This is a genomic window from Acidovorax sp. NCPPB 3576 (assembly GCF_028473605.1).
Lineage (GTDB): Bacteria > Pseudomonadota > Gammaproteobacteria > Burkholderiales > Burkholderiaceae_C > Paracidovorax.
The window spans coordinates 4,324,252-4,346,933 of the sequence record NZ_CP097267.1 but is presented as its reverse complement, the minus strand read 5'-3'; the positions used below and the strand labels follow the sequence as shown (position 1 = coordinate 4,346,933).

Here is a 22,682-nt window from a genome sequence, read left to right as displayed (position 1 = left end):
GACATCCGGTGGGCGCTCGCAGCGGCCTGCAAGCAGTTCAAATTCCCATATAAAAAGCCGACCCGAGGGTCGGCTTTTTCATTGAAGCGCCGCGGTCGGCGGCGCGCGTTGGCCGGTTGCTGCCGTTCAAGCCGCCTTGAGGACCGGCGCTGCGGAACGCTGGGGGCGGTTCTTCAGCTGCGTGGCATGCATCCATGCGCGGCGCAGGACAGGCGGAGACCATGCCTCTTCGGGGATCAGCAGCAGGCGCTGGGCGCGCACGGCACGGCCCAGAGCGATCTGGCTGGAGACCACCACCAGCGGAATGGACAGGGCCAGCGGCAGGCCGACGGGCATGAGCCACATCAGCGCGCTCGGATCGATCAACGCCACGCCCAGTCCCAGCAGGGCGATCACGCCGGTCATGGGAGCCAGTTGGCGAACCGCATCGCTCCAGGGCACGGCGTTGGCTTCGCGGGGAGGCGACTTCCAGTCCAGCTTCAGGCCGGTGAGGGCGATGATCACGAACAGCGAGTGGGCCAGCATGCGGATCGGGGCCTGCAGGATGGCCAGCACGCTTTCCAGGCCGGCGCTCTTGATCAGGCTGGCGGTGCCGCCGTACTGCTTTTGCTCGCCCTTCATGAGGATCGCCGTCACACCCAGCACGCGGGGCAGGAACAGCATGCACAGCGTCCAGGCCCACAGCGCCATCAGTTCGCTGGGCAGGATGTTCCAGTCGGACACCAGGCGGGCGCCGGCCAGCCACAGGGCCGTGCCGAAGGTGATGAAGGCCAGCCACAGGGGTGCCGACAGGTAGGCCATGGCGCCGGTGACGAACATGGCGCGGTGCACGGGGTGGATGCCGGGCTCGGCCATCAGGCGGGCGTTTTGCAGGTTGCCCTGGCACCAGCGGCGGTCACGCTGCAGCTCGGACAGCAGGTCCGGCGGTTGCTGTTCGTAGCTGCCGACCAGGTCGGACACCAGCCACACGTGGTACCCGGCACGGCGCATCAGGGCCGCTTCCACGAAGTCGTGCGACATGATGCCGCCGCTCATTCCGCCGGTGCCCTTGATCGGGGCCAGCGCGCAGTGTTCCATGAAAGGCTGGACGCGGATGATGGCGTTGTGGCCCCAGTAGTGGGACTCGCCCAGTTGCCAGAACTGCATGCCCAGCGTGAACAGGCGACCCGTCACGCGGGAGGCGAACTGCTGTGCACGGGCGTGCAGGGTGACGTGGCCGATGGCCTGGGTGGCGGTCTGGATGATGCCGGCGCGGGGGTGCGCTTCCATCAGCTTGGCCATGGAGACGATGCAATCGCCGCTCATCACGCTGTCGGCGTCGAGCACGACCATGTAGCGGTAGTCCTTGCCCCAGCGGCGGCAGAAGTCGGCCACGTTGCCGGCCTTGCGGTGGCTGCGGCGGGTGCGAAGGCGGTAGTACACCTCGACCTGCGGCTGGTTGCCGTTCGCTGCCAGGGCGGCGCGCAGGTCTTCCCAGGCGGCGCGCTCGGCGGCGGCGATCTTGGGGTCGTAGCTGTCGGACAGCACGAACACGTCGAAGGTCTTGGCATGCCCCGTGGCGGCCACGGATTCGCAGGTGGCGCGCAGGCCGGCGAACACGGTGGACACGTCCTCGTTGCAGATCGGCATGATGATCGCCGTCCGCGCGTCGGCGTTCAAAGGCTTGTTGCGCACGCTGGCGGCTGACAGTGCGTGCGCGTCGCCCCGCAGCATGACCCAGAAGCCCATCACGCCGGTCAGGAAGCCGGTGACGACCCAGGTGGAGAGCAGGGCGAACAGGGCGAGTTGGCCGTATTCGAGCCAGGCGCTGTCGTAGCTGGGCTGCACGCCGGCAAACAGCGTGGTGGCCAGCGCGCTGCTGGCAACCGTCAGCAGCATGAACACCAGGCGGCGCTGCTGGGCGGCCTGCTGCCACGTTTCGGTGATTTCGGTGCCTTCGGCGGGGCGGTTGCGCTGGCCGTTCAGGCGCATGAGCAAGGCGGTGCCGATGCTGTTCCAGAAGCCGCGCCATGGCAGGGGTGCCATGGAGCCGCGGTGCACGGGCGGTGCCGTCAGAGAGTTGGGGTGGCGTTCTTCGCGCAGCGTGCTGCGGTCAGAGGCCACCGGACGGGGGTACTTGGCGCCGCGCCGCGCCACCACAGCGGGTGCGTGCGCGACAGCGCCGACACGTCCTGCACGGGAAGATTGATGTGGGTCCATGGTTCCCTCACTGCGAAGTTGGGTTGTCGTTGGGGAAGAAGCGGCCGTCCGGCTTTCGGCGACAAAGGCGCCGAAAGCCGAGGAAGAGGCCGGACGCGCAGAGGTTTCACCCTGGGATGCCTGCGCCGGTGGCTGTCCTGCAGCCACTCCTGCGGCAGGTGTCCGGTTCGCATCAGCGCGGTGCGCTGGGCGGGCGGTAGAGGAGGAAATTTCTTGCGTCATGCCGGTCTATAGGGCAAACCCTGTGCCAGCTTCTAAAAGTCTTTTTAAATCAAAGACTTACGACGTTTTTGGTCTGTAAGTGGTTGTGCGGCGCAGCAAAACCGCCTCAAAACGGCCGAATCTGTCGGGATTCAGCGACCCGTCCCTGGGTCGGAAACCACATTTCCTTTTAAATCAACGACTTAGTCCTGTCGCTCATCGGCGACATCGTCTGCCGTGCCCGCATCGGCTTTGAAATTCCCGGGGGTCAGCGCATGCTTTTGCAGCAGCCGGTAGAACTCGGTCCGGTTGCGTTGCGCCAGGCGGGCGGCATCGGCGACATTGCCGTCCGTCATCTTGAGCAGGTCCACCAGATATTCGCGCTCGAAGCGCTGCCGTGCCTCGGCGAAGCTCAGCACCTGAGCCGAAGGCGTGCGCAGTGCGCGCTGCACCAGGCCCAGCGACACCAAAGGCGTGGTGGACAGGGCGCAGACCTGCTCCACCACGTTGAAAAGCTGGCGCACGTTGCCGGGCCAGGCGGCGGTGGTCAGGGCCTTCAACGCCTCTGGCGAGAAGCCGGACAGGCGCTTGTCGTATTTGCGGGCCAGGTTGTCCAAAAAATGGTTGGCCAGCAGCGCGATGTCTTCACGCCGGTCACCCAGCGTGGGCAGCGTCAGCGTGACGACGTTCAGGCGGTAGTACAGGTCTTCCCGGAATTGGGCGGCGGCCATGGCCGTTTCCAGGTTCCGGTGGGTGGCCGAGATGATGCGCACGTTCACCGGCGTCGCCTGGCTGGCGCCCACCGGGCGCACGGCGCGCTCCTGCAGCACGCGCAGCAGCTTGACCTGCAAGGCGGGCGGCATGTCGCCGATCTCGTCGAGCAGCAGCGTGCCGCCATCGGCCGCCTGGAACAGGCCCTTGTGGTTGGTCACCGCGTCGGTGAAGGCGCCCTTCATGTGGCCGAACAGTTCGGATTCGAGCAGGGCCTCGGGAATGGCGCCGCAGTTGACCGCCACGAAGGGCCGGCTGGCGCGCGGGCTGGCGCGGTGGATGGCGCGTGCCAGCAATTCCTTGCCGGTCCCGCTGTCGCCCAGCAGCAGCACGCTGGCGTCCGACTGCGCCACCATGTGGGCCTCGGCCAGCAGGTCCGCCATGCGGTTGGATCGGCTGACGATCTCTGCGCGCCAAGCGTCGTCGGCGCGCGTGGTCTGCGCCGTGGGCGTGCTGAACGCCAGGGCCTGGGCGATCTTGTCCAGCAGGTCCTTGGCGTCGTAGGGCTTGGTGAGGTACGTGAAGACGCCGCGCGCCGTGGCCTCCACCGCATCGGGAATCGTGCCGTGCGCGGTCAGCAGGATGACCGGCAGCGAAGGGTGGCGCGAGCGCACCTCGTCGAACAGCGCCAGGCCGTCGCGTCCCGGCAGGCGAACATCGCTCAGCACGAGCTGGGGGCGGTCGATGTCCAGCTGCGCGAGCGCGGCTTCGGCCGAGGTCACGGCCGTGACCTCGTAGCCTGCGCCCTGCAGGCGCAGCGACAGTAGCCGCAGCATGTCGGCATCGTCGTCCACCACGAGAATGCGTTGGCGGTGTCCGGTGGAAGCTTTCATGGGGGCGATCGGTTGGCGGTCAGCGTTGGGGTTCTGCGGCGGGAGGGGGTTGCGCGCCCTTGGCGGGGTCGTTGACGCCGCCGGGACGCGCGTTCAGGCTGCGCTCGATGGCGCGCATGGCCTCCAGCCGGTCGTTCAACTGGTCGATCCGCCGCTGGGCATCGCGCAGTTGCTGGTTCTGCCGGTCCAGCTGGTCTTCCAGCCGGCGCTGCTGCAGCAGCCGGCCTTCCAGCAGGCGGGCCAGGGGATGAAGCGACGGCGCGGGCGCGGTGGTGTCGGCCATCACGCGCTGCACCAGCCCGAGGGCGCGGGCCGTGTCGGGTGCCTGGCGCGTGTGCATGAGCACGATCGCCAATTGCAGCGGCTTTTCAGGCGACTGCGGCTGTGCGTTGGACAGCTGCGTGATCTCGGCGGCGAGTTCCGCCGTGCCCATGCTGCGCACCTTGTCCGCGTACTGCAGCATCTGCCGCGGGACGGAGGGCCGCTGGCTGCCGTTGTCCTTGATGGCCGGCTCGGACACCGGGGCCGGTGGATCGTCCGGTTCTTCCTTCGGTGGCGGTGGCGCGGGCGCGGGTACCTCCACCGGCGGCGGTGGCGTCACCACCGGCGGTGGATTGGCGCAGCCCGTGCTCAGCAGGGCCACCGCCAGCAGCAGGCCGGCCGGCCCGGCGCCGCGCGCACCGAAGACCGCTCGCGGGACGGAGAGCGACGGGAAATCAGGAGACATGGGGCAATTCAATGCGGAAGGGGGTGTGTTCGCCGTCTTCCACCAGGGTGACGTGGCCGCCGTGGGCACTCACGTATTCCTGGACGATGGACAGGCCGATGCCCGTGCCGCGCGCGGCGTCCTCGGGTTGGCGTACACCTCGGTAAAACGGTTCGAAGATGCGGGAGCGGTCATTCTCATGCACTCCGGGGCCGTCGTCCGCGAAATCGATGCGAATCCGGTCGGGAAAACGTGACAAGGTGATCCGAATTGTTCCACCGCGCGGCGAAAAGCGGATGGCGTTGGACAGCAGGTTGCTCACCGCCGGGGCGATCTTTTCCGCGTCGATCTGCAGCGTCACCGGCGCGCCTTCCACGACCACGTCGAGCTTCTTGGCCTGCCAGTGCAGGCGCTGCGCCTCCACCTGGCTTTCGATGAGCGCGAGCAGATCGGTCTCCGCACGGCGCAACTGGCGCGCCTCGAACGCCGCCGCGTTGAAGCGCAGCAGCGCCTCGATCTCGCCCTGCAGCACCAGGGTGTTCTGGTGCAGGATGTCCACCACCTCGCGCTGGCCTTCGGTCAGCTCGCCCGTCACGCCGTCCTGCAGCAGTGCCACGCCTTCGCGCATCGAGGCCAGCGGTGTCTTGAGTTCATGGGACACATGCCGCAAAAAGCGGGCCTTGTCGGCGTCCAGCTCCAGCAGCCGCATGCGCAGCCATTCCAGCTGTTGCCCCACACGGCGGATGTCCACCGGGCCGGACAGGTCCACCGCCTGCGACAGATCGTTCTCGCCCAGCAGGCGGATGGCGTGCTCCATGCGTTTGAACGGCCGCGCGAGCCAGATGCCGAAGCCCAGCGCCAGGGCGAGCGCCAGCACGATCACGCCCACCACCTGGTGCGTGACCTCGCGCCGGCTGGCCTCGATCTTCTCCAGCAGGGCGGTGCTGCGCTGCGCGTTCATGTCCTGCACGGTCTGGGCGATGGTGCCGTTGAGCGCATCCAGCTCCAGGAACAGCGCCGCCACGACCCGCTCGTTCTCCAGCGACAGGGCCGCGGGCCCGTCCAACAGCGAAGTGACCTCGCCCAAATGCTTGCGCCACTGGTTGGGCAGGTCCGGCGGCAGGCCCTTGGACTCCAGCCGCTGCAGGATGTCGCGCGCCTCGCGCGACACTTCGTCGAACCGCCTGCGCAGCGATTTGTCGGCCAGCACCAGCGACTGGCGCGCGGCGCGCTCCAGCGTCTGGCTGCGTCCGTTCAGGCTCTGCGCCGATGCGTTGAGCTGGATCGCCTCGGCCGCGCCGTTGCGGCTTTGGCCCATCAACTGCTCCAGCGTGAAGATCGCCCGCAGCGAACTGGCGCCGAGCAGCCCGGCGATCAGCAGGAAAGCCAGCAGCATCATCTGCTGGAACGACAGGCCGCCGAGCGCCGCCACCCCTTGCTGCCGGCGCAGGAAGCGCATTGCGAACGCCACGCCCATGCGCCTCAGTGCGCCAGCGCGGGTTCGCCAACCACCACCACCTCGCCGCGCAGGGTGTAGGCCTTCGCTTCGGTGATGGCCACGTCCACCATCTGCCCGACCAGCCGCGGCTGGCCGACGAAGTTGACGACGCGATTGCATTCGGTGCGGCCCATCAGCTCGTTGGCGTCGCGCTTGGACGCGCCCTCGACCAGGATGCGCTGCACCGTGCCCACGCGGCTTTCGCTGATCGACTTGATGTTGCCGTTGATCACGGCCTGCAGCTCCTGCAGGCGGCGCAGCTTCACCTCGTGCGGGGTGTCGTCGTGCAGGCTGGCGGCGGGCGTGCCCGGACGCGGGCTGAAGATGAAGCTGAAGCTGTTGTCGAAGTGCACGTCGTCGATGAGCTTCATCATCTTGCGGAAGTCCTCCTCGGTCTCGCCTGGGAAGCCGACGATGAAGTCGCTGCTCATCGCCAGGTCCGGCCGGATCGCGCGCAGCTTGCGCACGGTGCTTTTGTATTCCATGGCGGTGTAGCCCCGCTTCATGGCCATCAGGATGCGGTCGGAACCATGCTGGACCGGCAGATGCAGGTGGCTGGCCAGCTTGGGGATGCGCGCATAGGCCTCGATCAGGCGTGGCGTGAATTCATTGGGGTGGCTCGTGGTGTAGCGGATGCGCTCGATGCCCGGAATGTCGGCCACGTATTCCAGCAGCAGCGCGAAGTCGGCGATTTCCGCCGTGTCGCCCATCTTGCCCAGGTAGGCGTTCACGTTCTGGCCCAGCAGCGTGATCTCTTTCACGCCCTGGTCGGCGAGCCCGGCGACCTCGACCAGCACGTCGTCGAACGGCCGGCTCACTTCCTCGCCGCGCGTGTAGGGCACCACGCAGTAGCTGCAATATTTGCTGCAGCCTTCCATGATGGAGACGAAGGCGCTGGCGCCCTCCACGCGCGCGGGCGGCAGGTGGTCGAATTTCTCGATCTCAGGAAAGCTGATGTCCACTTGCGGGCGGCGCTGCAGGTCGCGCTGGGCCAGCAGTTCGGGCAGGCGGTGCAACGTCTGCGGGCCGAACACCACGTCCACGTAGGGCGCGCGCTTGATGATCTCGGCGCCTTCCTGGCTGGCCACGCAGCCGCCCACGCCGATCTTCACGCCCCGCGCTTTCAGGTGCTTGATGCGTCCCAAGTCGCTGAAAACCTTCTCCTGTGCCTTCTCGCGCACCGAGCAGGTGTTGAAGAGGATCAGGTCCGCCTCGTCCACGTTCTGCGTGGGCTCGTAGCCCTGGGCGGCATGCAGCACGTCGGCCATCTTGTCCGAGTCGTACTCGTTCATCTGGCAGCCGAAGGTTTTGATGAAGACTTTTTTGCTCATGGGGAATCTCTGGTGTCGATAACGCTGCCCGCGGCCAATGGCGGGCGGGGCCGGTCGTGCGGCTGAAAAGGGATGGGGCGTCCAGCGGCCGCAGCGTTGGCGGCGCGAGGGCCTATCGCTTGGGAATCTCGGATTCGAAGATGAAGTTGCGGTCCGTCGCTGCCGCACCCTTGCGCGGCTGGGCCGCCTCGTCCTTGCTGAGGATCCATGCCGTCAGCAGCATGCCGGTGCTGGCCTCGATGACATAGTTCACCGTGAACTTCTGCCCGATCACCGTATGGGCCATGACCAGCGTGTTCTGCGGGCTGAGCAGGCGCATGCCGGGGGCCATGCGGATGGCCTTGCCATCGATCTGCGCATCGACGGTGCTGTTGATGGCCAGCGTGCCGCGCAGGGCATTTGCGGGAAAGGTGCGCAATCCGCCCAAGGGCGCGACCACCTGGGCCGCGGCGGGCAAGACCGCTCCGGTGAGCAGGGCGCCCGCCAGCAAGGGCGCGAAGAGAAAGGAAAACGGAGCAGTGGGGCAGCGGTTCATGGTGTACATCCAGGGGCTGGGGGCGCGATTTTACGTGCAGGCCCGTCGAAGCGCCGCCCGCGATGGCAGGCAGAACAAGAAAAGGGTTGAAAGCGAAAAAAGTCGCGATATAATCGAGGGCTTAGGCGCTTTAGCTCAGTCGGTTAGAGCGATGGAATCATAATCCACAGGTCCGCGGTTCGAATCCGTGAAGCGCCACCAAACAAAAAAGGGGCTGCGTGCAAACGCAGCCCCTTTTGCTTTTTCGGGCCGATGGTCGGTCAGAGATGGCGAGGATTTCTCCATCCCTTGCCCCAGGGCAACGACGCCCGGGCCGCCACGAAAGCGGCCGTCCGGTCATCCCATCGCCGCCTCCACCGCCTCTGCCGGCCGCGGCACCCCTGCCGCGCCATCGAACCGTTCCCGCGCACTGCGGATGCTCCGGTGATTCGTTTCCGCCCATTGCAGCAACTGCGACAGCGGCACCATCACCGACTGCCCCAGGGCCGACAGCCGGTACTCCACGCTGGGCGGCTTGGTCGGAAAGACGTGCCGGGTCAGCAGGCCGTCGCGCTCCAGGGACCGCAGGGTCTGGGCCAGCATGCGCTTGGAGATGTCGGGCACGGCGCGCTGCAGGGCGCCGAAGCGCAAGGGGGCGGGGGCGAGCGTCAGCAGGATCAGCGTGGTCCATTTGTCGCCGATGTGGTCCAGCACGTCGCGCACCGGGCACTGGCCAAGGTCCAGCCCGTCGGGCCGCTCGCGCATCCAGGCCTGGGTGTTGGCCAGGGCTTCGAGGGCCTCGGGGGCAGCCGGGGTGCCTGGGCCGGGGAGGTGAGCTTCAGGTAACCAGGGCATGAAAAGCTGCCTTCTTGTGGAAGTTGGAGTGGTTCCTAATATAGACCTCCTCTCCAATCCATACCCAGAGGTTTCCTGCATGTCCACTTCTTCCCCCCGCCTGCTCGTCACCGGCGCCAATGGCCAGCTTGGCCGCCTCGTCATCCAGCAGCTTCTCACGCGGGTGCCGGTCTCGCAGATCGTGGCCTCGGTGCGCAATGTGGAGAAAAGCCGGGGCGTGCTGCCCGCCGGCATCGAGCTGCGCCAGGCGGACTACGGCGATGCGGCCTCGTGGGACGCCGCCCTGCAGGGTATCGACCGCGTGCTGCTCATCTCGTCCAGCGAGGTCGGCGGCCGCATCGCACAGCACGGCAACGTGATCCAGGCCGCGGCGCGGGCCCGGGTGCAACTGATCGCCTACACCAGCCTGCTGCATGCGGACGTGTCCCCGCTGGGCTTGGCCAAGGAGCATCGGGCGACCGAGGGGCTGCTCAAGGAATCGGGGGTGCCGTTCGTGCTGCTGCGCAACGGCTGGTACACCGAAAACAACCTGATGGGCATCGGCGATGCGCTGGGCCGCGGGGTGCTGGTCGGCGGCTCGGGCGAGGGGCGCATCGCCTCGGCGTCGCGCGCGGACTACGCAGCGGCCGCCGCTGCCGTGCTGGCCGCCACGGACAGCCCCGCAGGAAAGATCTATGAACTCGCGGGCGACAGCGCCTACACGCGGGCCGAACTCGCCCAGGAGGTGGCGCGGCAGGCCGGCAAGCCGCTGGCATACCGGGACATGCCCGAGGCCGCGTACCGCGACCTGCTGGTGAGCGTCGGTCTGCCCGCGCCGGTGGCGGACATGCTGGCGGACAGCGATGCGGGTGCCGCGCGGGGGGGGCTGTTCGACGGTGAACGCCAGCTCAGTGCCCTGATCGGCCGGCCGACCACGCCGCTGGCCGCGTCAGTGACCGAAGCCTTGAAATCCTGAAAGCCGTCGCGAGCCTGTCTTGGCTCGCCCAGGGCGCTCGTGTGGAGCCGCCCTGAGTTCCGAAAAACCCTCCCGACCGCAGGGCCGAAGGTGCGCGTCAAGCCCCCGCTTGCGCCCCTTCGGCATTTGCATATGTGGTCAAAGTATTTGTATTTCGCATGCAAGGGCGTCATGATTTCAAAAAACGCATGAAATCAAGCCCATGGAATTGCGCCAGCTCGAAGCCTTCGCCGCGGTGATGTCCACCGGCAGCGTGACCGCGGCCGCGCGGCTGCTGGACCGCTCGCAGCCCTCCGTCAGCCGCTCGCTGCAGGAGCTGGAGGCCGAGATCGGCTATGCGCTCTTCGTGCGCGGCGGCCCGCGCGTCACGCCGACCGAGCAGGGTTTTCTGCTGTACGAGGACGTGGAGCGTGCGCTCGGCGGCCTGCGGCAGATCCGCGATCGTGCCGCCGAGATCGCGCGCGGCGAGGCCCGCCCGCTGCGCCTGGCCGCCACCTCGGCGCTGGCCGTGGGCCTGCTGCCCCAGGCGCTGCGGCTGGCCGAGCCACACACCGGCAGCGCCGCCATCCAGTTGCGCAGCACCTCGCCCGAAGAGGTGGTGCATGCCGTGCTCACGGGCGCGGTGCAGCTGGGTGCCACCAGCCTGCCGCTGGAGCACCGCGGGCTGCAGGTGCACTGGATCGCCCAGACCGCCTGCATGGCCGTGCTGCCGCAGGACGACCCGCTCGCCGCCCAGGCAGTGGTGCCGCTGGCGGCCCTGGCCGAGCGCCGCCTGATCACGCTGAGCAACCCGTTTCGCCTGCGCGGGCGCATCGACCGGGCGCTGGCCCAGGTCGGCCAGCCGGGGCTGGCGCGCCGCGATGCGATCGAGACCAATTCGTCCGTCAACGCCCAGGCCGCCGTGCGCGCGGGGCTGGGCGTGGCCGTGCTGGAGCCGCTGACCGCGCTGGGCCTGCCCTGTGACGGCGTGGCGGTGCGGCCGCTGGACACCGACATTCCTTTTTTCTTCGGGGTCATCACGCCCCAGGCGCAGCCCGTCACGCCGCAGGTGCAGGCCGTGGCGGATGCGCTGCTGCAGGCGGCCCGGACGCTGCCGGGCTTCGTGCACCACGCCCCGCAGGCCCATGCCGCGCTGCTGCAGGCGCTCTACGGCGGCGATGCCGGCCCCACTGCTTCCGAGGTTTCCGAATGACGATTGCCAACCCCACCGATTCCGCCCCCGCGCCCGCACCCGCCGGGCTCGCCGCACTGGAGGCGCGCCTGCGCCAGGACCTGCAATGGCTGGGCCTGCCCGCGCGGCGCTGGGTGCCGCCCCGGCTGACCGAGGCGGGCGAGCCGGTGCTGGACGTGGCCATCGTCGGCGGCGGCATGGCCGGGCTGGCGCTGGGCGCCTCGCTGGCGCACATGGGTGTGCAGGCACCGCTGTTCGATCGTGCGCCCGAGGGCTTCGAGGGCCCCTGGGCGACCACCGCGCGCATGGAAACCCTGCGCTCGCCCAAGGAGCTGACCGGGCCCGCGCTGGGCCTGCCGGCGCTCACCTTCCGCGCCTGGTTCGAATCGCAGTTCGGCCTGCCGGCCTGGGCGGCGCTCGACAAGATCCCGCGCCTGCAGTGGATGGATTACCTGCGCTGGTACCGCCGCGTGCTGGGCCTGGACGTGCGCAACCGCCAGCGCGTGCTGGCCGTGCATCCGCGCGCCGACGGCCTGGTGCGGATCGACCTGGCCGACGATGCCAACGGCGGCGCGCTCCACCACGTGCTGGCCCGCCATGCGGTGCTGGCCACGGGCCGCGACGGCCTGGGCGGCCCCTGGGTGCCCGACTGGGCGCGGGCGCTGCCGGCGGGCCGCTGGGCGCACTCGGCCGATGTGTGGGACGGCGCCGCGCTGCGCGGCCTGCGCGTGGCGGTGGTGGGCGGCGGGGCCTCGGCCATGGATTCGGCCGCCACGGCGCTGGAGGCCGGTGCCGCGCGCGTGGACCTGCTGGTGCGCCGCGCCGAGCTGCCGCGCGTGAACAAGGGCAAGGGCGCCGGCAACCCCGGCATGGCGCACGGCTTTTGGTCGCTGCCGGACGAATGGAAGTGGCGCTTTCGCCACTACCTGAACGTGCAGCAGGTGCCACCGCCGCACGGCAGCACGCTGCGCGTGTCGCGCCACGCCAATGCGCACTTCCACCTGGGCGCGGGCGTGCGCAGCGCTTCCGTGCGGGCCGACGGCGCGCTGCGGCTGGACACCGCCAAGGGCCCGCTCGCCGCCGACTTCGTGATTTTCTGCACCGGCTTTCGCACTGACTGGGCGCTGCGACCGGAATTCGCCGCGTTCGCACCGGCCGTGCGCCTGTGGCAGGACCGCTTCGTGCCACCGGCCGGCGAGGACGATGCCGAGCTGGCCGCCTCGCCCGACCTGGGGCCGCTGTTCGAGTTCCAGGAAAAGGCGCCTGGCGCCTGCCCGGGCCTGGACCGCGTGCACTGCTTCAACTACGGCGGCGCGCTGTCGCAGGGCGCGGGCGCGGGCGACATCCCGCAGATCAGCGATGGCGCCCAGCGCCTGGCTCGGGGGCTGGCCGCGCGGTTGCTGGCCGACGACGCCGCGCTGCACTACGCCGCCATGCAGCGCTACGAAGAGCCCGAGCTGGACGGCGACGAATGGACGCCGGCGGAGTTTCCCGCCTACGCGCCCGAGGGCGCTGCGCCCACCGCCACGGCCCCGAGCGCCGCCACCCCCGAGCGCACCCAGGAGGCCACGCGATAAATGCTATGAAAATAATAGCGATATGCCCTAGTGGATATTGCACTGGAGGCCTTTTTTGCTTGAAGCGCTCGCGGCCGCCCGCGGCCCCGCGGCCATGACCGGCTGGCTGCTGCGCCGCCTGGGCCAGGCCTTGCTGGTGGTGCTGGCCATGACGGTGATCGTCTTCGTGGGCCTGCACGCCATCGGCAACCCGGTGGACATCCTGATCGGCGACGACATGAACCAGCAGGAGCGCCTGGCCGCCATCGCGCGCCTGGGGCTGGACCAGCCGCTGTGGCGCCAGTACCTGGCCTTCATCGACGGCGCGCTGCACGGCAGCCTGGGCAAGAGCTTCGTGTACCAGGAAGACGCCGTGCGCCTGATCCTGCAGCGCCTGCCCGCCACGCTGGAGCTGGCCCTGGCCGCGCTGGTGCTGGCGGTGGTGCTGGGCGTGCCGCTGGGGCTTTACGCCGGCATGCGGCCGGACAGTGCCGTGTCCAAGGCGCTCATGGCAATCAGCATCGCGGGCTTCTCGCTGCCGGCGTTCTGGGTGGCGCTGATGCTCATCATGGTGTTCAGCGTGCAACTGGGGTGGATGCCCGCCAGCGGCCGTGGCGCCACGCGGGAGCTGTTCGGGGTGCCGTGGTCGTTCCTCACGCTCGATGGCCTGCAGCACCTGGCGCTGCCGGCGTTCAACCTGGCGCTGTTCAAGATCTCGCTGGTGCTGCGGCTCACGCGGGCCGGCGTGCGCGAGGTGCTGCCGCAGGACTTCGTGAAGTTCGCGCGCGCCAAGGGCCTGTCGCCCGCGCGGGTGATGTGCATGCACGTGCTGCGCAACACGCTGATCCCGCTCGTCACGGTGCTGGGCCTGGAGCTGGGCTCGACCATCGCCTATGCGGTGGTGACCGAAAGCATCTTCGCGTGGCCCGGTGCGGGCAAGCTGATCCTGGACAGCATCAACAGCCTGGACCGCCCCGTGGTGGTGGCCTACCTGATGGTGGTGGTGGTGATCTTCGTCACGCTCAACCTGGTGGTGGACGTGCTCTACCGCCTGCTGGACCCGCGCGCCCGGGTGGAGGGCGCGGCATGACGCAGCCTGTGGTTTCGCCCGACGCCCTCGTGGCGCGGGGCTTCGACGACCGGTCGATCTGGTACCGCGTGGCGGCGGACTTCCTGCGCTCGCGCACCGCCGCCGCCGCGCTGGCCGTGCTGGCGCTGGTGGTGATCGCGGCGCTGGCCGCGCCCTGGATCACGCCGCAGAACCCCTACGACCTGATGCAGCTCGATGTGCTGGACGCGCGCCTGAAGCCCGGCGCGGCCAACGCCGAGGGCACCTTCACCTACTGGCTGGGCACGGACGGGCAGGGGCGCGACCTGTACTCGGCCATCGTGTACGGCCTGCGCATCAGCCTGCTGGTGGGCGTGGGCTCGGCCGTGGTGGCGGCGGTGATCGGCACGCTGGTGGGGCTGCTGGCGGCCTATGCGGGCGGCAAGGTCGATGCGCTGCTGATGCGCGTGGTGGACCTGCTGCTGTCGTTTCCCACCATCCTCATGGCGCTGATGATCCTGGCCTATGTGGGCAAGGGCGTGGGCAACGTGGTGCTCACGCTGGTGCTGCTGGAGTGGGCCTACTACGCCCGCACGGCGCGCGGCCAGGCGCTGGTGGAGGCGCGTCGCGAATACGTGGAGGCCGCGCGCGGCCAGGGCATTCCCGGCTGGCGCATCGTCACCGGGCACATCCTGCCCAACTGCCTGCCGCCGCTCTTGGTGATCGGCGCGCTGCAGGTGGCGCGCGCCATCACGCTGGAGGCCACGCTGTCGTTCCTGGGCCTGGGCGTGCCGATCACCGAGCCGTCGCTGGGCCTTTTGATCTCCAACGGCTACCAGTACCTGCTGTCCAACGAATACTGGATCAGCTTCTTTCCCGGCCTGGCGCTGCTGTTCACCATCGTCGCGATCAACCTCGTGGGCGACCAGCTGCGCGACGTGCTCAACCCGAGGCTGCAGAAATGATGGGCGCCGTATCGTCTTCCCCGATCCCGGCGTCCGCTGCCGCAGTGCCCGCCGGCGCCCCCACGCTGGAGGTGCGCGATTTGCGCACGCGCTTTCACACCCGCGCCGGCGTGCTGCCGGTGGTGGACGGCGTGTCGTTCACGCTCGGGCGCGGCAAGGTGCTGGGCCTGGTGGGCGAGTCGGGCTCGGGCAAATCCGTCACCGGCTTTTCGATCATGGGGCTGGTCGATCCGCCCGGCCGCGTGGAGGGCGGGCAGGTGCTGTTCCAGGGCCGCGACCTCACCACGCTGCCGGCTGCCGAGCGGCGCGCGCTGCAGGGCAACCGCATCGCCATGATCTTCCAGGACCCGATGGCCACGCTCAACCCGGTGCTGCGCGTGGACACGCAGATGATCGAGGCCGTGAAGGCGCACCGCCGCGCCACCACCGCCGAGGCCCGCGCCCTGTCGCGCGACACGCTGGCGCTGATGGGCATTCCCAGCCCCGACGACCGGCTGCGGGCCTATCCGCACCAGCTGTCGGGCGGCATGCGCCAGCGCGTGGCGATCGCCATCGCGCTGCTGCACGGGCCCGACCTCATCATTGCCGACGAGCCGACCACGGCGCTGGACGTGACCATCCAAGCGCAGATCCTGTCCGAGGTGCAAAAGCTGGTGCGCGAGCGTGGCACCTCGCTGATCTGGATCAGCCACGACCTGTCGGTGGTGGCGGGCCTGGCCGACGAGATCGCCGTGATGTATGCCGGGCGCATCGTGGAGCACGGCACGGTGGACGACGTGCTCGACCACCCGCAGCACCCCTACACCCAGGGCCTGATCGGCAGCCTGCCCAGCGCCAACCGGCGCGGCGAGCGGCTGCGGCAGATTCCCGGCATGGCGCCGTCGCTGCTGCACATGCCGCCGGGCTGCGCCTTCGCGCCGCGCTGCGCGCGCGCCAGCGCGGCCTGCGGCACGCCGCCGGCCATCACGCACCCGCGCGCCGAGGCCCCGGCGCATGCCGTGCGGTGCTTCCATCCCGGGGATTCGGAGGGTTCGGCATGAACGAGGTTCGCGACGTTCTTTCGCCGCCAGGCCCTGGCGGCGCCACCCCGGTCACTGCCGCCGCCCCGCCGCTGGTGGAGCTGCGCGACGTGGCCAAGCGCTTCGGCCTGCAGCCGCCGCCGGGCCCCGTGGGCCGGGCGCTGCGGCGCCTGGGCCTTTCCAAAGCGCCGGTCGTCACCCACGCGGTCGATGGCGTGGACCTGGCGGTGCATGCGGGCGAGGTCGTGGGGCTGGTGGGCGAGTCGGGCTGCGGCAAGTCCACGCTGGGCCGCATCGCCGCCGGGCTGCTGCCGGCCACGGAGGGCGAGGTGCGGGTGGACGGGCGCCCGCTGGAAGGCTTGAGCCACCGCGACCGGCTGGCCGCGCGGCTGCGCACGCAGATGGTGTTCCAGGACCCGTTCGCCAGCCTGAACCCGCGCCTGCGCGTCTCGCGCATCGTGGGCGAGGCGGCGCTGCTGCACGGCCTGACCGATGCCGCTGGGCTCGATGACTACGTGAGCGCCCAGCTGCGCCGCGCGGGGCTCGACCCTGCGCTGCGCCACCGCTACCCGCACCAGTTCAGCGGCGGCCAGCGCCAGCGCATCGGCATCGCCCGCGCGCTGGCGGTGCAGCCGGGCCTGCTGGTGTGCGACGAGGCCGTGGCGGCGCTGGACGTGTCGATCCAGGCGCAGATCCTCAACCTGTTCATGGACCTGCGCGACCAGCTGGGCCTGACCTACCTGTTCATCAGCCACGACTTGGGCGTGGTGGAACACGTGTGCGACCGCGTGGTGGTGATGTACCTGGGCCGCGTGGTCGAGAGCGCGCCGGTCGAGGAACTCTTCGCCCGGCCCAACCACCCCTACACGCAGGCGCTGCTGGCCGAGATCCCGAGCGTGGCCGCGCGGCGCACGCGCTTTTCGTCCATCCGCGGCGAGATCCCCAGCCCCATTTCGCCGCCCTCGGGCTGCCATTTCCACCCCCGGTGCCCGCACGCCATGCCGCGCTGCGCCACCGAGGTGCCGCGGCTGCGCGGCATCGCCGTGCGGCACGAGAGCGCCTGCCATCTCAACGATGGCTGAGCGGCATTTGCCCGTTGCCCGCTGTATCCCGTTCGTTTTTTCCTGAAAGGCCCGCCATGACTTCCTTCCGCCTCGCCACCCTGGCCGCCGCCGCGCTGCTCGCCGCTACCGGTGCCACTGGCGCGCTCGCGCAGAACGGCAACACGCTGTCCATCGGCTTCGCCGACCCGGTGTCGTCGGTCGATCCGCAGCTCAACAACCACGCGGGCGACCGCTCGCTGGCGCTGCATTTCTGGGACTCGCTGGTCAACTCGCGCGACGGCGGCAAGCTGGAGCCGGGCCTGGCCGCCAGCTGGAAGACGCTGGACGACAAGACCTGGGAGTTCAAGCTGCGCACCGACGTGAAGTGGCAGGACGGCACGCCCTTCACCGCCGACGACATCGTGTTTTCGTTCCAGCGCGCGCGCAACGTGCCCGGCAGCGTGGCGTCCTATGCGGGCGCGCTGCGCACGGTCGAATCGACAACGGCCAAGGACGCGCACACGGTCATCGTCAAGACCAACACGCCCAACCCCATGCTGCCGCTGGAGATCGCATCGATCTACATCGTGAGCAAGCACGTGGGCGAAAAATCCAGGACCGAGGACTACAACGCCGGCCGCGCCGTCGTGGGCACGGGGCCCTATAAATTCGTCTCCTACGTGCCGGGCGACCGCACGGTGTTCGAGCGCAGCGCGAGCTACTACGGCACCAAGCCGCTGTGGGAGAAGGTGAACTACCGCTACATCAACAACGGCGCGGCGCGCACCGCCGCGCTGCTGGCGGGTGATGTGGACGTGATCGACAAGGTCGCCGTGACCGACGTGGAGAAGCTGCGCAAGACGCCCAGCGTGAGCGTCTATACCTACCCCGGCCTGCGCGCGCTGCTGCTGCAGCCCAGCTTCAAGGCCGGCGCCAACGAGTTCGTCACCGACAACGCGGGCAAGCCGCTCGCGCAGAACCCGTTGCGGGATGTGCGCGTGCGCCAGGCGCTGTCGCTGGCCATCAACCGCAAGGCCATCGTGGACCGCGTGCTGCAGGGCACGGTGACCGAGGCCAACCAGTGGATGCCCAAGGGCAGCTTCGGCTACAACCCCGAGGTCAAACCCATTGCCTACAACGTGGAGCAGGCGAAAAAGCTGCTGGCCGAGGCCGGCTTTCCGCAGGGCTTCCAGATCACCATCCACGTGCCCGGCGACCGCTACCCGCAGGCGCCCGAGACCGTGCAGGCCGTGGCCCAGTTCTGGAGCCGCGCGGGCGTGAAGACCAAGGTGGAGGTGCTGCCCTGGGCCTCGTACGCCAGCCGCGCCAACAAGAACGACTTCGCCGTCAGCGTGATCGCCTGGGGCAACGGCACGGGCGAGGCCGGCTACGGCCTGCTGCAGACGCTCGCCACCACCGACGCCCAGCGCGGGCGCGGCGCCAACAACTGGGGCCGCTACAGCAACGAAGCGGTGGACAAGGCGCTCGATGCCGCCACGGTGGAGTTCGACGCGCGCCGCCGCGAGGCCGTGTTCCGCCATGCCGCCCAGCTGGTCACTGACGACGTGGGCCAGATCCCGCTGTTCCACTACCAGAACATCTGGGCGGCCAAGAAGGGGCTGAAGGTCGAGCCGATCCTGAGCGACCGCACCACCGCCCTGCAAGTCACCCGCGTGGGCAAGTAAGGCGTGGCCGCGCTCACCATCACCCCCGCCGACGCGCTGATCGACGTGCCGCGCCACATCGTGGCCAGCGGGCTCGCCCCCGGCGAGACTGTCACGCTGCGCAGCCACACCCTGCGCGGTCCGGGCGTCGCCTGGCGCGCCAAGGCCGTCTTCGAGGCCGATGCCCAGGGCACGGTGGACCTGTCGCGCGACGCGCCGTGGTCGGGCAGCTACGCCGGCGTGTCGCCCATGGGCCTGGTGTGGTCGCAGGTGCCCGACGGCGGGCAGGCGCCGCGCGCGCTGTTCGCCAGCACCCCGGCCGCGCCGCTGACCACGGACATCGCTTTGGAGCGCGCCGCCACCGGCGAGGCGCCGCTCGCGGGCCGCTTCGTGCAGCACCTGGTCGGCCCCGGCGTGGTGCGGCGCGATGTGCGCGAGGACGGGCTGTCGGGCACGCTGTTCCTGCCGCCGAGCCCGGGCCCGCACCCGGCGGTGCTGGTCCTCAACGGCTCGGGCGGCGGCATCAACGAGCCGCGCGCCGCGCTGTACGCCTCGCACGGCTACGCGGCGCTGGCGCTGGGCTACTTCCAGTCGCCGGGGCGGCCCGACCACATCTCGGACACGCACCTCGAATACTTCGAGACCGCGCTCGCCTGGCTGCACCGCACGGTGCGCCCGCGCGGCGGCTTCGTCGCGCTAAGCGGGCAGTCGCGCGGCGGCGAGCTGGTGCTGCTGCTGGGCACGCTGTTTCCCGAGCAGGTCTCGGCCGTCATCGGCTACGTGCCGGGCGCGGTGGTGCACAGCGCGCAGAACGCCTGCAACCCCGCCAACGGCCCCGACAGCCGCAACGGCCCGGCGTGGATCTTCCGCGGCCAGCCGCTGCCGCACCTGTGGGAGAACAACCGCACCGCCACCTGGGCGCCGTGGGACGAGGGCCCCGAGCCGCGCCGCCATGCCAACGCGCTGCTCACCGCGCTGCAGGACGAGGACGCCGTGGAGCGCGCCCGCATCCGCGTGGAGCGCATCCGCGGCCCGGTGCTGCTGCTGACCGCCGAGGACGACGGCTCCTGGCCCTCGTCGCGCTACGGCCGCATGGTCGTGGAGCGGCTCAAGGCCCATGCGCACCCGCACCCGGTGGCGCAGTACGACTACGCGGGCGCGGGGCATTCCATCCTGTTCCCTTACCTGCCCACCACGCAGACCGTGTACGCCCACCCGGTCTCGGGCCGGCTCAGCACCGGCGGCGGCACGCCCGCGCCCAATGCATGGGCCGACGAACACTCGTGGCGGCAGGTGCTATCTTTTTTGAAGCACGCTGCCCTAGAAGAATCTGCCCTGCAGCCCTAAAACACTGAGATCCCTGGCGGCCGCCGTGCCGCCCAACCGGAGCCGACATGACCGATGCATCCCTTTCCCCCGATCTGGTGGACACCCTGGTGCCGCTGACCGCAGGCGACCCCGTGCACGCCGTGCGCCACCAGCGCGACAAGGTGGTGGCCGCCACGCAGGGCAGCTACGACAGCCTGTTCGATCCCGCGCTGGAGGGCCTCTCCCTGGCCGAGCGCCTGCTGGCCGCGCGGGCCATCGCCTTTCATGCCGGCAGCGCGCCGGTGGCAGCGCACTACACGGCGCGGCTGCAGGGCCTGGCCGACCTCGCGCCCGCGCAGCGCGCGGCCCTGGATTCGGGCGATTCGCCAGTGCAGGACCCGCGCCTGCAGGCCATCCTGCGCTTTGCCGACCTGCTGGCCGCGCGGCCGGTGGAGGGCGACCGCGAGGCGCTGCTGCAGCTGCCCGCCGCCGGCCTGTCCACGCCCGCCGTGGTGGCGCTGGCGCAGCTCATCGCCTTCGTGGCCTACCAGGTGCGCGTGGTGGCGGGGCTGCAGGCCCTGGCGGCGCTTGGAACGCCGGCGGCTTCGCCCGCCGCCGCCGCTGGCGAGCCGGCCCCGGCCGCCGCGCCGTTCGTGCATCCGGCCCACCTGCCGAAGCCCGGCGAGCCCGTGCGCGTGAACGGCTACACCAGCGAGACGCTGGAGTGGAAAGCCTGGCTGCCCGTGCTGGACCTGGCGCAGGCCACGCCCGCGCAACTGGCGGTGCTGGAGGCCAGCCACCCCAAGGCCAAGACCAGCGACTACTACCGCGTGCTGGTGCACCAGCCGCGCATCCTGGAGGAACGGTCGATCGTGTTCAACGCGATCATGTACGCGCCCGGGGGGCTGTCGCGCGCCGAGCGCGAGCTGGCCAGCGCCGTGGTCTCGCGCGTGAACGGCTGCGTGTACTGCGCCTCGGTGCATGCGCAGCGGTTCGAGCAGCTGGCCAAGCGCAACGACGTGATCGTGCAGGTGTTCACCGAGCCGCAGGGCGCGGGCACCACGGCACGCGAACAGGCCATCGTGCAGGCCAGCATCGACCTCACGCGCGCGCCCGGCGCGTTTGGTGCAGACCAGGTGCGGCCGCTGCGCGCGGCCGGCCTGTCGGACCTAGAAATCCTCGATGCCGTGCACGCCGTGGCGATCTTCGCCTGGGCCAACCGGCTGATGCTCAACCTGGGCGAGCCGGTCTTGCCCGGCTGACCGGGGGGCAGGGGACGCCCGCCCGCCATCAGATCGCGCAGCCGTCCGGGCGGCAGGCCAGGGCGCTGCCGGCCGGTGCGATGGCGGCCGGTGCGATGGCGGCCCGCCCGGCCTCCAGGCGCTGGCGCAGCACGGTCTTCCAGGCCTCGGGCTGGCCGAGCCAGGGGCCGATGTCCAGCGTCTGCAGCGGCGCACCGGGTTGCTCCAGCGCCAGGGTGGGAAAGCCCTGGCCGCCCGCGCGGGCCAGCCACTGGCGGCTTTCCGCGAAGTGCGCCTGGGTCGGCGCGCCTTGCCACTGCGCGAAGGCGGCGTGGAATGCTTCGGCGTCCAGGCCCATTTCTGCCGCCAGATCCCGCAGCACCGCGGCGTCCGCCACGCGGCGGCCTTGCGCATAGTGCGCCTGCTGGATGCGGTGCGCCATGTCCAGCCCGCGCTGGCCCAGGGCCTGGGCGGCCAGGATGGCGGTGGTCGGCGGTTCCGAATCCATCACCGCCGTCGGGTCGCGCAGCAGGCCTTCGAAGTACGCCTCGCCGAAGGGCTGGCCGGTGAGCTGGGCGATGCGCCGGTCGTGCGGCACCACGTGGTCGCGCCACCGGGGCGTGATGGCGATGCGGTTGGGGCCGGCCATCATGCCGCCGCCGTGCAGCGCGATCGCCAGGCCCGGCACCTGCCGTGCGGCCTGCACCAGCGGCGCGGCGGCGTAGCACCAGCCGCACAGTGGGTCGAAGACGTAGTGCAGCACTGCGGACGGTGCGCCGGCGTTCACTGCGGCCATTTCATTTCGCCCTTGATGACCTTGGCGCCCAACTCCAGCGAAGACGATTCGCCCAGTTGCGGATAGCGCTTCTTCATGGCGGCGACCAGCGCGGCCGAGTCCTTGGCGCGGGCGGCTTCTTCCTCGAAGGCCTTCACGTAGCCGCGGGTGAACGCCACCGAGGCCGTGCTGCGCGGCTCCCGGCCGCTGGCGTCCGGCACGAAGTGGCCCGGCACTACGACCTCCGGCTGCAGCGCCTCGATCTGGTCGAGCGTGGCGAGCCAGTCGCGGCGCGATTCGGGCGTCTGCGTGTCGGCCATCCAGACGTGGATGTTGGCGGCCACCGGCACGCCGCCCACCACGGCCTTCAGCGAGGGAATCCACACCACCGTGCGGCCGGGCGTGGGGCCGTTCAGGCCGATCATCTGGATGGCCTGGCCTTCCAGCGTGATGGTGTCGCCCTGCAGCGGCTCGGGCACGACCAGGGCCTGGGGCGCATTGCCTTTGAGGATGGGGCCCCAGTGGGCGAGCTTGCCGTCCTTGGAGGCCTGGATGCCGGCCACCGTCTGCGGCGTGGCGACGATCTTCGCCTCGGGGAAGGCGGCTTGGATGACGTCCAGGCCGAAGTAGAAATCGGGGTCCTTGTGGCTGATGTACACCGTGGTCAGCTTCTTGCCGCTGGCGCGGATTTTCTCCACCAGGGCCTGGGCGTCGTCGCGCTGGAATTGCGCGTCGATCAGCACGGCTTCGGTGTCGCCCGTGATCAGCTCCGACGACACGGGGAACAGGCTCTTCGTGCCGGGGTTGTACACCTGCAACTGCAGCGGGCCGGCGGCCAGCGCCACGGCGGCGAAGCCGAGGCTGGCGGCGCCGGCGATCAGGGTGCGAAGGAATCGGGGTGTGCGGGACATGGCGGGCTCCTGGTCAGCGACGGGTTGAACGAATGAAGGAAAGAAGGAATGGGCTGGATCGTAGGTTGCCTGGATCGGCCGAAAAACCCCCTACCATGCAAAGCTTTGTTGCATCGAT

General features: G+C 69.9%; 18 protein-coding genes, 1 tRNA gene and 1 pseudogene. 11 read left to right on the top strand and 9 right to left on the bottom strand.

The window, feature by feature from the left end:
- Positions 1–126: 126 nt before the first annotated feature.
- The 6 genes from mdoH to M5C98_RS19815 all read right to left on the bottom strand — a co-directional run bounded on the left by mdoH (position 127) and on the right by M5C98_RS19815 (position 8,074).
- Positions 127–2,199, bottom strand: coding sequence for a glucans biosynthesis glucosyltransferase MdoH (gene mdoH / locus M5C98_RS19840; RefSeq protein ID WP_272549148.1), 2,073 nt, complete (start codon positions 2,197–2,199; stop codon positions 127–129).
- 404 nt (positions 2,200–2,603) lie between these two features.
- Positions 2,604–4,004, bottom strand: coding sequence for a sigma 54-interacting transcriptional regulator (locus tag M5C98_RS19835; protein WP_272549147.1), 1,401 nt, complete (start codon positions 4,002–4,004; stop codon positions 2,604–2,606).
- Between the two features lie 19 nt (positions 4,005–4,023).
- A complete protein-coding gene (locus tag M5C98_RS19830) occupies positions 4,024–4,731 on the bottom strand; it encodes a hypothetical protein (RefSeq protein ID WP_272549146.1) in 708 nt (235 codons plus the stop codon).
- Positions 4,721–6,181 (bottom strand): ATP-binding protein, encoded by a 1,461-nt coding sequence (locus tag M5C98_RS19825; protein ID WP_272549145.1) that lies wholly within the window; start codon positions 6,179–6,181, stop codon positions 4,721–4,723. Before M5C98_RS19825 ends, M5C98_RS19830 begins: the two co-directional genes overlap by 11 nt.
- A gap of 11 nt (positions 6,182–6,192) precedes the next feature.
- Entirely contained in the window at positions 6,193–7,539 is a 1,347-nt protein-coding gene (gene miaB, locus M5C98_RS19820; protein WP_272549144.1) for a tRNA (N6-isopentenyl adenosine(37)-C2)-methylthiotransferase MiaB, read from the bottom strand.
- Positions 7,540–7,651: 112 nt separating this feature from the next.
- A complete protein-coding gene (locus M5C98_RS19815; RefSeq protein WP_272549143.1) occupies positions 7,652–8,074 on the bottom strand; it encodes a hypothetical protein in 423 nt (140 codons plus the stop codon).
- Between the two features lie 124 nt (positions 8,075–8,198).
- Here M5C98_RS19815 and M5C98_RS19810 point away from each other — a divergent pair.
- Positions 8,199–8,275, top strand: a tRNA-Met gene (locus M5C98_RS19810).
- A 135-nt stretch (positions 8,276–8,410) separates the two neighbouring features.
- Here M5C98_RS19810 and M5C98_RS19805 read toward each other — a convergent pair.
- Complete coding sequence (locus M5C98_RS19805; protein ID WP_336298486.1) at positions 8,411–8,908, bottom strand: winged helix-turn-helix transcriptional regulator; 498 nt, start codon at positions 8,906–8,908, stop codon at positions 8,411–8,413.
- Between the two features lie 79 nt (positions 8,909–8,987).
- Between M5C98_RS19805 and M5C98_RS19800 the strand changes: the two genes are divergently transcribed.
- From M5C98_RS19800 to M5C98_RS19755, 10 genes are all read left to right on the top strand, one after another.
- Positions 8,988–9,863: an SDR family oxidoreductase gene (locus M5C98_RS19800; protein WP_272549142.1), complete on the top strand. Its 876-nt coding sequence runs from the start codon at positions 8,988–8,990 to the stop codon at positions 9,861–9,863.
- 202 nt (positions 9,864–10,065) lie between these two features.
- Positions 10,066–11,055 (top strand): LysR family transcriptional regulator, encoded by a 990-nt coding sequence (locus tag M5C98_RS19795; protein ID WP_272549141.1) that lies wholly within the window; start codon positions 10,066–10,068, stop codon positions 11,053–11,055.
- Entirely contained in the window at positions 11,052–12,611 is a 1,560-nt protein-coding gene (locus tag M5C98_RS19790) for a flavin-containing monooxygenase (protein ID WP_272549140.1), read from the top strand. The genes M5C98_RS19795 and M5C98_RS19790 overlap by 4 nt, the downstream gene beginning before the upstream one ends.
- Before the next feature lie 94 nt (positions 12,612–12,705).
- Entirely contained in the window at positions 12,706–13,680 is a 975-nt protein-coding gene (locus tag M5C98_RS19785) for an ABC transporter permease (protein WP_272553352.1), read from the top strand.
- Complete coding sequence (locus M5C98_RS19780; RefSeq protein WP_272549139.1) at positions 13,677–14,603, top strand: ABC transporter permease; 927 nt, start codon at positions 13,677–13,679, stop codon at positions 14,601–14,603. Before M5C98_RS19785 ends, M5C98_RS19780 begins: the two co-directional genes overlap by 4 nt.
- Positions 14,603–15,643, top strand: coding sequence for an ABC transporter ATP-binding protein (locus tag M5C98_RS19775; RefSeq protein WP_272553351.1), 1,041 nt, complete (start codon positions 14,603–14,605; stop codon positions 15,641–15,643). The genes M5C98_RS19780 and M5C98_RS19775 overlap by 1 nt, the downstream gene beginning before the upstream one ends.
- A complete protein-coding gene (locus tag M5C98_RS19770; protein WP_272549138.1) occupies positions 15,640–16,704 on the top strand; it encodes an ABC transporter ATP-binding protein in 1,065 nt (354 codons plus the stop codon). The genes M5C98_RS19775 and M5C98_RS19770 overlap by 4 nt, the downstream gene beginning before the upstream one ends.
- A 56-nt stretch (positions 16,705–16,760) precedes the next feature.
- On the top strand, positions 16,761–18,350 hold the full coding sequence (locus M5C98_RS19765; RefSeq protein WP_272549137.1) for an ABC transporter substrate-binding protein: 1,590 nt from the start codon (positions 16,761–16,763) through the stop codon (positions 18,348–18,350).
- A gap of 3 nt (positions 18,351–18,353) precedes the next feature.
- Positions 18,354–19,676: an acyl-CoA thioesterase/bile acid-CoA:amino acid N-acyltransferase family protein gene (locus M5C98_RS19760; RefSeq protein ID WP_272549136.1), complete on the top strand. Its 1,323-nt coding sequence runs from the start codon at positions 18,354–18,356 to the stop codon at positions 19,674–19,676.
- A 47-nt stretch (positions 19,677–19,723) separates the two neighbouring features.
- Positions 19,724–20,899, top strand: coding sequence for a CMD domain-containing protein (locus tag M5C98_RS19755; RefSeq protein WP_272549135.1), 1,176 nt, complete (start codon positions 19,724–19,726; stop codon positions 20,897–20,899).
- 28 nt (positions 20,900–20,927) lie between these two features.
- On the opposite strand, the gene M5C98_RS19750 is transcribed toward M5C98_RS19755, so the two are convergent.
- Together M5C98_RS19750 and M5C98_RS19745 are read right to left on the bottom strand one after the other, a co-directional pair.
- Positions 20,928–21,674, bottom strand: a complete 747-nt coding sequence (locus M5C98_RS19750; RefSeq protein ID WP_272549134.1) for a DsbA family protein — start codon at positions 21,672–21,674, stop codon at positions 20,928–20,930.
- Positions 21,668–22,564: pseudogene (locus tag M5C98_RS19745) on the bottom strand (MBL fold metallo-hydrolase); the annotation flags it as partial. The pseudogene M5C98_RS19745 and the gene M5C98_RS19750, both read right to left, overlap by 7 nt.
- Positions 22,565–22,682 lie beyond the last annotated feature (118 nt).